Below are 1,262 nucleotides of genomic sequence, written 5' to 3' on the forward strand. Positions count from 1 at the left end.
CAACTTCATTAATTTGTATTTAACTAATCGAGTTTTAAGTGGCCAAGCCAGCAGCGGGAACAATCCTTCCCCACCCTGCGTAAAGCCTCGGCCGTTGCCTGCAATTTTTTTAGACTGTGTAAATGGTTAAATCAAAAATCGACGAAATACTATTTATGGACAGAACTCTAATCGCTAATTTTGGACAGCGGCTTATGGCGGCGTTATTTGACTTACTCCTTTTGACAGTGTTCATATTCCTGCTAAGGTTTTTATTTCCTCATTTTAGCAATTTTTGGTTTTTCAAAAAAGCAGACCCTTTTCAAATTAAAAATACCACTCATTGGATATTAAGCAGAAGCAGTCTAATAGGGTTATGGATTATCTACTCAATTTTTTTGGAGAGCAGTTCAATGCAAGGAACAATTGGGAAGCAGCTTATGCGAATAAAGGTTATCAATAATGACGGACAAAGAATGAGCATTTTGCAATCGGTTGGACGAAACCTTTTTAAAACTATTTCCTATGCAATATTAGCTTTAGGCTTTTTTTATGCACTGGTTGACAAACACTGTAGAGGGTGGCATGATATTATTGCACGGACTCTAGTTGTGAAACAAAGGTTGTAATAGAAAATTTGAGGAGATGTTTTCTCCTCATAAAAAGACTAACACATTAAGCTTAAAGAAATAAAACAGCAGGCAACAAAAGGCTTTACGCAAGTTGGGCTTTCAGCAATGGCCCATCGAGTTTTAAGTGGCCAAGCCAGCAGCGGGAACAATCCTTCCCCACCCTGCGTAAAGCCTCGAACGTTAGCCGCTATTTTTAAATAAATGTTTCTACGAAAAATAGTAACTTTATCAGACAAGTAATATATAATGTCTAAAGAAGAAATAAAATATGAAATCAGCAAGGTCCTAGATCATTTCTCAGACAAAGCTTTGACGGAACTTCTAGTATTTCTAAAAGAATTAGATTCAAAGCATAATTCCTCGGTCTCAACTGATGCTTTATTGAGCAGGATTCTCACTGAAGACAAAGAACTATTAGCGAAACTGGCCCAATGATTTCATTACATGAAGTTGAAAAAATACATCAAATCCTTATTTCTGAATTTGGTGGTGCCAACGGTATCAGAGATAAAGAGTCTCTAAACTCAGCTTTATCTAGACCTTTTCAAACATTTGACGGAAAGCATCTCTATCCTACACCTTTAGATAAAGCTGCCTCATTAATCGAAAGTATTCTTATTAATCACCCATTCGTGGATGGTAATAAAAGAA

Annotated in this window: 3 protein-coding genes; all 3 read left to right on the top strand. The window is 36.5% G+C overall.

The features are described from left to right. Positions 1–155 precede the first annotated feature (155 nt). Positions 156–608: an RDD family protein gene (locus ACTIEI_RS14740; protein ID WP_439507046.1), complete on the top strand. Its 453-nt coding sequence runs from the start codon at positions 156–158 to the stop codon at positions 606–608. 249 nt (positions 609–857) lie between these two features. Next, positions 858–1,046 (top strand): hypothetical protein, encoded by a 189-nt coding sequence (locus tag ACTIEI_RS14745; RefSeq protein ID WP_439507047.1) that lies wholly within the window; start codon positions 858–860, stop codon positions 1,044–1,046. Beyond that, positions 1,043–1,262 (top strand): type II toxin-antitoxin system death-on-curing family toxin (locus ACTIEI_RS14750; protein ID WP_439507048.1); only part of this gene is annotated, 220 nt, incomplete at its 3' end. The genes ACTIEI_RS14745 and ACTIEI_RS14750, both read left to right, overlap by 4 nt.

The sequence above is a fragment of the Sediminibacterium sp. genome, assembly GCF_051860225.1.
In the GTDB taxonomy this organism is placed as follows: Bacteria; Bacteroidota; Bacteroidia; order Chitinophagales; family Chitinophagaceae; genus Sediminibacterium.